Annotated in this window: 9 protein-coding genes and 2 pseudogenes; 2 read left to right on the forward strand and 9 right to left on the reverse strand. The window is 65.8% G+C overall.

Features of this window, described 5'->3' with window-relative positions; genetic code table 11:
• Positions 1–104: pseudogene (locus MOV74_RS26480) on the forward strand (LysR family transcriptional regulator); the annotation flags it as partial.
• 38 nt (positions 105–142) lie between these two features.
• Positions 143–958, forward strand: a complete 816-nt coding sequence (locus tag MOV74_RS26485; protein WP_246929362.1) for an aspartate dehydrogenase — start codon at positions 143–145, stop codon at positions 956–958.
• A 206-nt stretch (positions 959–1,164) separates the two neighbouring features.
• Here the strand turns inward: MOV74_RS26485 and MOV74_RS26490 are convergent, their stop codons facing one another.
• From MOV74_RS26490 to MOV74_RS26530, 9 genes and pseudogenes are all read right to left on the reverse strand, one after another.
• A complete protein-coding gene (locus tag MOV74_RS26490; protein WP_246929364.1) occupies positions 1,165–2,469 on the reverse strand; it encodes a sorbosone dehydrogenase family protein in 1,305 nt (434 codons plus the stop codon).
• Positions 2,470–2,609: 140 nt separating this feature from the next.
• The gene (locus MOV74_RS26495) at positions 2,610–2,816 is read right to left on the reverse strand and encodes a hypothetical protein (RefSeq protein WP_246929366.1); all 207 of its coding nucleotides are present in this window, start codon (positions 2,814–2,816) and stop codon (positions 2,610–2,612) included.
• A 246-nt stretch (positions 2,817–3,062) separates the two neighbouring features.
• Positions 3,063–3,689: an isoprenylcysteine carboxylmethyltransferase family protein gene (locus MOV74_RS26500; RefSeq protein WP_246929368.1), complete on the reverse strand. Its 627-nt coding sequence runs from the start codon at positions 3,687–3,689 to the stop codon at positions 3,063–3,065.
• 27 nt (positions 3,690–3,716) lie between these two features.
• Positions 3,717–4,748, reverse strand: a complete 1,032-nt coding sequence (locus tag MOV74_RS26505; protein ID WP_246929369.1) for an NAD-dependent epimerase/dehydratase family protein — start codon at positions 4,746–4,748, stop codon at positions 3,717–3,719.
• Between the two features lie 28 nt (positions 4,749–4,776).
• Positions 4,777–5,295: a DUF962 domain-containing protein gene (locus MOV74_RS26510; protein WP_246929378.1), complete on the reverse strand. Its 519-nt coding sequence runs from the start codon at positions 5,293–5,295 to the stop codon at positions 4,777–4,779.
• 168 nt (positions 5,296–5,463) lie between these two features.
• Complete coding sequence (locus MOV74_RS26515; RefSeq protein ID WP_246929380.1) at positions 5,464–6,135, reverse strand: OmpA family protein; 672 nt, start codon at positions 6,133–6,135, stop codon at positions 5,464–5,466.
• Complete coding sequence (locus MOV74_RS26520; RefSeq protein WP_246929382.1) at positions 6,135–6,548, reverse strand: hypothetical protein; 414 nt, start codon at positions 6,546–6,548, stop codon at positions 6,135–6,137. The genes MOV74_RS26515 and MOV74_RS26520 overlap by 1 nt, the downstream gene beginning before the upstream one ends.
• An 89-nt stretch (positions 6,549–6,637) precedes the next feature.
• Positions 6,638–6,925, reverse strand: a complete 288-nt coding sequence (locus tag MOV74_RS26525) for a type II toxin-antitoxin system HicB family antitoxin (RefSeq protein WP_246929384.1) — start codon at positions 6,923–6,925, stop codon at positions 6,638–6,640.
• A 10-nt stretch (positions 6,926–6,935) separates the two neighbouring features.
• Positions 6,936–7,327, reverse strand: a pseudogene (locus MOV74_RS26530) (AAA family ATPase); the annotation flags it as partial.

Below are 7,327 nucleotides of genomic sequence, written 5' to 3' on the forward strand. Positions count from 1 at the left end.
TGCCGCTTGCTGCCGCATGGCTGCGCGGCTCGCGCGATCCGGCCCGCGATGCGATGCTGGAGGTGCTCGATGCCCGCCTGCGCAGCTATGCGCGGGAGGCTTGAGAGGCTATGACGCTGGCGTGACGAGAGGGTGGGAAGCGATGACCGAACGAAACGACTTGCGGGTTGCCATCGCGGGCCTGGGCTCGATCGGCACCAAGATCGCGACAGCGCTCGATCAGGGCATCGAAGGGCTAGCGCTATCCGCCGTGGCGGTGCGCGATCCCGCAAAGCATCGGGCGTCCCTCGATAGCCTCCGCCGCCCACCGCAGGTCCTGCCGATCGGCCAGCTCGGCGACGCCGCGGACATCGTGGTGGAATGTGCGCCGAGCAGCCAGTTGCGCGCGATCGTTGAGCCCGCGGTGAGGCGCGGCAAGGCCGCCATCGTCGTCAGCGTCGGCGGGCTGCTCGATAATTTCGATCTCGTCGATCTCGCCCGCGCCAATGGCGGCCGCATCCTCGTGCCGACAGGCGCCCTGATCGGGCTCGATGCCGTCAATGCCGCCGCGGTCGGTACCATCAATTCCGTGAAGATGGTGACGCGCAAACCGATCGACGGGCTGAAGGGCGCGCCGTTCATCGTCGCGAACAACATCGACATCGACAAGCTGAGCGAGCCGCTGAAACTGTTCGAGGGTACCGCGCGCGAGGCCGCCAAGGGCTTTCCGGCCAATCTCAATGTCGCGGTGGCGCTGTCGCTCGCGGGCGTCGGACCGGATCGCACCCAGGTGCAGATCTGGGCCGATCCGACCGTGACGCGCAACGTTCACCGCATCGAGGTCGAGGCGGATTCGGCGCGCTTCTCGATGTCGATCGAGAATATCCCGTCGGAGAATCCCAAGACCGGGCTGATCACGGCGCTCTCGGTGATCGCGCTCCTGCGCAAGCAGCGCGCCACGCTGTGTGTGGGGACGTGAGCGATTGGGATGGACTCGCTTCCTGCGGCAGGGTAGGTGCGCTCCCTCCCCCGCTTGCGGGGGAGGGCTGGGGGGAGGTGTTTCCGCAATGAGGCACTCCCCAAGAGGAGAGAGCCCTCACCCGGCGCGTCGCGCCGACCTCTCCCGCAAGCGGGAGAGGTGACCGCACTCGCGGCACGACCAATCCGACCTGAACAAATCTCGACCTACGCGCCCGTCACGCGCCAGATCACGTTGCCGACGTCGTCGGCCATCAGCAGCGACTTCTTGTCGGGACCGATCACGACGCCGACCGGGCGGCCGTAGGACTCCTTCTCGTCCGGTGCGAGGAAGCCCGACAGGATGTCGCGCGCTGGGCCGGAGGGCTTGCCGTTCTCGAACGGGACGAACACCAGCTTGTAGCCGGAGAGCTTGCTGCGATTCCACGATCCGTGCTGGCCGATCACCATGCCGTCGGGGAAGCCCGGCAGCGTGCCCGCCGGCATCCAGCACAGGCCGAGCGAAGCGGTGTGGCCGCCGAGCGCGTAGTCCGGTTGAATCGCCTTGGCGACCATCGCCGGATCCTGCGGCACGCGGTCGTCCACCGTCTTGCCCCAATAGCAATAGGGCCAGCCATAGAAGCCGCCGTCGCGCACCGAGGTGAGATAGTCCGGCGGTGTCTCATCGCCGAGGCCGTCGCGCTCGTTGACGACAGTCCAGAGCACGTTCGTATTCGGCTCCCAGGCGAGGCCCACCGGATTGCGCAGGCCTGCGCCGAAAATGCGATGCGTGCCGGCGGCAAGATCGAGCTCATAGACCGCGGCGCGGCCCTGCTCGACCTCCATGCCCATCTCGGCGATGTTGCTGAGCGAGCCGACACCGGCATAGAGTTTCTTGCCGTCGGGACTTGCGAGCAGGCTGCGCGTCCAGTGCCCGCCCGGCTTGAAGGTGGTGAGCCGCTTGCCCGGCGCGGTGATGCGGTCGGCATTGGCGATGTAGGGAAACGCCATCACGCCGTCGGTGTTGCCAACATAGAAAGTGTCGCCGACCAGCGCCATGCCGAAGGGTTGGCTGAGGTTTTCCATGAAGGCGCCGCGAACCTCCGCAACGCCGTCGCCGTCCTTGTCGCGCAGCAGCGTGATGCGGTTGGCGGAAACGCCGAGCGCGGCGGCGCGCCGCATCGTTGCCTGCATCGCATAATGAAACACGGATCTCGGTGCGCCTGCGATTTGGGTCGCCTCCGCGATCAGCACGTCCCCGTTCGGCAGCACCTCGATCCAGCGCGGATGATCGAGACCGGTCGCGAATGCATTGACCTTGAGCCCGGGCGCGACCGTCGGCTTCTGTCCTTCGCTCCAGCCGCGCGCGGTCGGCATCTTCAGCGTCGGGATCGCACCCTGCGGCTTCGCTTCGGGAATGGCGGGCTTCTCTCCCCAGGCCGGCGCGGGCTCGGTGCCCGTCAGCTTCCGCCATTGCAGCGCGATGCCGCCGAGGACTGCGACGAACTGCGCGAAGATGCTGGAAAATGTCATGAGGCGCCCCTGTTTGCGCGCGCATCCAACTGGCTGACGCGGCCCGCGTCAACCTGTGCGGCGCACCCGCGGGGTCTATTCCCGTGGAATGGCAGCCGATCGAATTTGCATGGGACGAACGCCGGCGGGCCTGGCCCTGATCAGCGGCGGATCTGCCGCTCCAGCCGCGCCGCGCGAGAATCGTCGAGATGATGGAGGTTCGGCGTCAGTGCGGCCTCCTTGGACAGCAGGTGATAGACCCGCGCCACCGTGCGCTGCTTCTGCTTCGGCCGCCCAGGCGGCAACGTCCGCGCCTTGCGGACGGCGGCAATCGCGTGCTCGCGAAAATAATCGTAGGCATCCGACATGGCTCGATGCTCTGCGGCTGGTAGCAGGGGTCGAGGGGTAACCGGTCGGGCGAGGGGCGGTTCCTTGGCAAGTCGAACGGTGTGCTCGTGCCCCGGGCGCAGCGCAGCGCGTCTTCGCGGTGCGCTGCAGAGCCGGGGCCCATTTCACCGGCATGCATAAGTCGCTATCCGGGTCCCGGCTCTGCGCAGCAGCGTTGCACGCTGCAGCGCGTCCGGGACATGAGAGTGAGGCGAGCTGCTACGCCCCTACCGCGGCGACAGGAACGGAATGATCATCGGCACGCGGCGGCAATAGGCGCCGTAGGCGTCTTCGCCGAGCTCCTTGGAGAGGAACACCTCTTCCATCCGGCCCTTCTGCCACATGCCAAGCGAGATCAGGATCGCGCCGAGGATCGCAGTCACCGTGCCGACCGCGATGCCGGTGGCAAGCATGCCCGCGATCAGACCGGTGTAGATCGGATGGCGCACGATGCCATACGGGCCGGTGTCGACGACGCGGTGGTCTTCCTTGTGGGTGATGGTGTTGGACCAGAACTTTCCGAGATGCAGCCGTCCCCACCAGGTGAAGGAGATGCCGGCAAGCACGATCAGCGCGACGATGTAGACGCCGGCATTGCTGAACACCCAGAGCGGCTTCTCACCGAGCACTTCCGCGGTCCACGGCGTGAACAGGATGCCGCCGACCAGGATCGGGATGCGATAGCGGCCGGACTCCAAGGTCATCACCTGCTTTTGCGTGCGACCTTGCCAGAACGAGGCGCCGACCCAGCTGGCGAGCCAGGCGAGCCAGATCAGGGCGAGCAATTGCGTCGGCCAGGTCGTGGTCCAGCCACCCCAGGCGACAGAGAGAAGCTTGCTGAAATCGAAGGACATGAAGGTTCTTTGCGTTGGGCGGCGGCGTCAGCTCGCGCGCGAGGAGAGCGCGTGATGCTTGATGGCGCCGGAGGGCTGCTGGCCGTTACGAGCGAGCAGATGGGTGATGGTTTCGCGCAAGACAGGCTCGATCGGACGCGGCGAATAGCCGAGCTCGGTGCGTGCCTTGCCGATCGAGAGGTCGCTGGCGGCGAGCGCGATGCGTACGCCCTCGGCGGTGCCGTTGGGCGGCCGGCGCGTGACATGATCGGAGATGTATTCGAGCATGATCGCGGAGAGCTCGGCGATCCTGCCGGGGACGACGACCGGATATTGCCGGCGGCCGCTCATCGCCGACATCATCCGCAGGATGTTGCCGAGCGGGACGCAGTCGCCGCCGAGGATGTAGCGCTGGCCGAGGCGGCCGCGCTCCATGGTCAGCACCAGGCCCATGGCGACGTCGCGGACATCGACGAGGTTGACCAGGAAGTTGAGATGCGGCTGCACCTTCTTCTGGAGGAAGTACCACAGCATCGCCGTCGGCGGCGTCAGATTGTGGTCGGCGGCGCCGATCGGCATGGTCGGCGTGCCGATCACCAGCGGAAAGCCGTTGGCCGCTGCCTTGGCGGCATGATGCTCGGCGAGCGACTTCGACCGCGTATAGGCGCCCGGCATCGCGTCGGCCGGCTGCAGCGCCTCTTCGGCGGGAACGCCATTGAGGTTGGAATAGGGGAACAGGATCGATTCCGTCGAGCAGTGCAGAAAGCGCGACACGCCGCGCTTCATGGCGGCCGCGAGCACGATCTCGGTGCCTCGGCAATTGACCTCGTGAAAGTCCTGCTTGTTGGCGACCCACATGCCGGGCAGGCCGGCGAGGTGATAGACCTGATCGACCCCGGCGATCGCAGCATCGACCGCGGCGCCATCCAGCACCGAGCCGTGGACATGTTCAACGTCCGTGTTTGCGGCGGCCGGCGCACGGACGTCGAGCACACGCACCCGCTGCCCACGGGCACGGAGCGCTTCGACGAGATGATGTCCGATGAAGCCACTGCCACCGGTAACCAGTACGAGAGCCATGCAGAAGGTTGCTGTTTCGCTTCTAGAGCTATCGGGTTGAAAGGGAATTGGTCGGAAGAGGCGCCAGAATCGCGGCAAGGTCGCGACGGAAGCCCAATGCAATGAATAATTTTGCCATCACGAACATCGGTCCAAGCAAAAGATGCGAAGGAAAAGTGAACAACGAGGCTTCGCGCCCCTCAAAAACCTTGTGGCCGATGGCCTGCGCGGCGAGGCCGAGCGCCACCAGCACGGCGAAAATCGCCCACATCGTCGCGGTGCTGACTTGCGCCGCAATGCTCGTCGCAACCGAAAACAGCACGATCGAGACTGCCAGGATGCCGATCCCGAGCGCCATGTCGAGCAGCAGCCAATAGAGCAGAACCGGCAAGGCCAGGATCACCGCCAGGCTGACATCGAAACCAAACAGCGGAAGCCTGACCAGCGTCAGCGGCAGCACGGCGCCCGTGAACAACAGAAGAATACCGACCACATGCATCGCCGTGTTCCGGGGGTCGCGATGGTACTCGACATAAACGGCAAGTTGGCGCTGAAAATAGCCACCCATTTCGGTCTCATGCAGCACGGGGTCGGGAAGGGCGAACAGAGGCTATAGCACTGGACCGGGCGGTGCACAAACCGGCGCTTTTGTCGCGCAAAACCGTATTGGTGCGCCCCGGACAGGCTACAAAACGATCAGGACTTCAAAGGGTTCCGGGCGCGAAGCCGCGTTCGCTCAGCGCTTCTTGGCGGGCTTTTTCGCCGCAGGCGCAGGCGCCGCAGCCGGATGCGCAGGTGCCTCTTCAGGCAGCTTGGCATAGGTCAGGATTTGCAGCTGGCCGTTGACGGCCGAGGTCGGCTTGGCCCGGTCGAGAAACTGCTCCTCGCCGAGGCCGATCGGGTGCAGCCGCTTGGTCGAGATCTTGAATGTGTTCACCAGCACGTCGCGGATCGCGTCGGCGCGGCGCTGACTCAGGATCGCGTTCGCCTCGCGCGTCTTCGAATTGGATTCGACGTGACCGACGATCAGGAACGTGTAGGGCAGCAGCGAGGAATGAACCATGGCGTCGGCGATGCGGCCGACGGTCTGGTAGGAGGCCGGCTGGATGATCGGCGTGTCGGCATCGAACTGGATTTGCGCGTTGAAGGCGGGCAGCTTGGCAAGGTCAGGCACGATCGGCGGCCGGTTCACCGGTCCCGGATCGTTCTTGATCCTGGCCTTGGCGCGCTCCATCACCTGCTGCTTCAGCGCGGGAAGATCGACCTCGGCGGCTTCTTCGAAATGGTTGAGCTTGCCGACGATGTCGTCGCGTGTCGGCGCCGCCGTCTGCGCGCGTGCAGCGCCCGCGAGCAGGGCGCAGCCCAGCGCGATGCCTAGTCCGGCAGTGGAGAGTCTCTTGGCGCGCATCAGCGATACCCCGCGTCGTCGACGGCTTTCAGGCAGTTGTTGCTGATGCCCTTGGGCGTCGAGACCAGGCAGGGGACCGACTTGCTGGTCTCCTTGGTCGAGCCGCCGCAGACCTTGACGATCTCGCGTTGGCAGGCGTTCGCCACCGTGACGCGCGCGGCGATGCGCTTCTGGATGGCGTCGAACACGCCGAGATAGTCGCTCGCGCACTGCTGGGAGAGCACGTCGCGGTTGCGAGACAGGCACTCCTTCAGGCGGGTCGAGTCCGGGTTGACGCCGCGGCAATTGGCGACGATCTCCGTACCGCAGCTCGCCGCCAGCTTCCCGATCGAATCGCCAAAGCTCATGGTCTCCGCCGCCGCGAGCGACGGCATCCCCAATGCCAGCAAGATCAGTGCGATGCCCCGGACCATGGGTTGCATCTGATACGGGGAAGTTCGCGATGGTCAAGGGCTGTTCGGGGGAGAACTGTCGAAGGCCTGGCGAGTGCGGCGAACAGTCCTCACTCCGGGGCGTCGAGGGGCGGCCATTCGATCAGGGCGACGGTATGGTTTCTGAGGTCGTCGGCCACGTCGGGGTCGGCCTTGAGTTCGTCCAGCGTCCGCGGCGGGGGAAGCTCGCGACTCTCCGCGCTCAGCTCCTGCGCATAGAATGCGAGTGCCTCAGGCGCATTCTCCAGGGCCTCCTCGACATCGTCGCCGCCGGAAATGCAGCCGGGTAGGTCCGGAAACCGGAGGCTGACCGCGTCGTCCGGGCCGGCTTCTTCGATCAGGGCGATGTAGTGAGGCATGTCGCGGGCCTCACGCCCGCTGCACGAAGCTGTCCACGACCTTCTTCTCGCCGGCCTTGTCGAAGGCGATGGTGAGTTTGTTGCCGTCGATCTTGGTGACGCGGCCGTAGCCGAATTTCTGGTGGAAGACGCGGTCTTCGAGCGAGAATTCCGAGGTGGTGCCGGTGGATTTGGCCACCAGCTCGCCCTCGATCGTCAGGGGACCGCGACGGCGCGAGGAGAAGTTGCCGAAATCGGGGCCCGATGACGAGGAGGAGGAGAACGTCGCGGCTTCTTCCTCGAAGCCGCCGCTTCGGCCGCCACCATTGCGGCCACCGCCGCGGTTGCGATTGGCCTGGGCGCGCTGCCAGCCCGGGGTCGAATAGGTCGAGCCGAACGCCTCCATGTCGTCGAAGCGGGAGG

This window comes from Bradyrhizobium sp. SHOUNA76 (genome assembly GCF_023006445.1).
In the GTDB taxonomy this organism is placed as follows: Bacteria; Pseudomonadota; Alphaproteobacteria; order Rhizobiales; family Xanthobacteraceae; genus Bradyrhizobium.

Bases quoted from the DNA above. Each gene is read 5' to 3' on its own strand.
- MOV74_RS26505 (WP_246929369.1), bottom strand. From the start codon at position 4,748: ATGGCTCTCGTACTGGTTACCGGTGGCAGTGGCTTCATCGGACATCAT.
- MOV74_RS26485 (WP_246929362.1), top strand. From the start codon at position 143: ATGACCGAACGAAACGACTTGCGGGTTGCCATCGCGGGCCTGGGCTCG.
- MOV74_RS26515 (WP_246929380.1), bottom strand. From the start codon at position 6,135: ATGCGCGCCAAGAGACTCTCCACTGCCGGACTAGGCATCGCGCTGGGC.
- MOV74_RS26510 (WP_246929378.1), bottom strand. From the start codon at position 5,295: ATGGGTGGCTATTTTCAGCGCCAACTTGCCGTTTATGTCGAGTACCAT.
- MOV74_RS26520 (WP_246929382.1), bottom strand. From the start codon at position 6,548: ATGGTCCGGGGCATCGCACTGATCTTGCTGGCATTGGGGATGCCGTCG.
- MOV74_RS26495 (WP_246929366.1), bottom strand. From the start codon at position 2,816: ATGTCGGATGCCTACGATTATTTTCGCGAGCACGCGATTGCCGCCGTC.
- MOV74_RS26500 (WP_246929368.1), bottom strand. From the start codon at position 3,689: ATGTCCTTCGATTTCAGCAAGCTTCTCTCTGTCGCCTGGGGTGGCTGG.
- MOV74_RS26490 (WP_246929364.1), bottom strand. From the start codon at position 2,469: ATGACATTTTCCAGCATCTTCGCGCAGTTCGTCGCAGTCCTCGGCGGC.
- MOV74_RS26525 (WP_246929384.1), bottom strand. From the start codon at position 6,925: ATGCCTCACTACATCGCCCTGATCGAAGAAGCCGGCCCGGACGACGCG.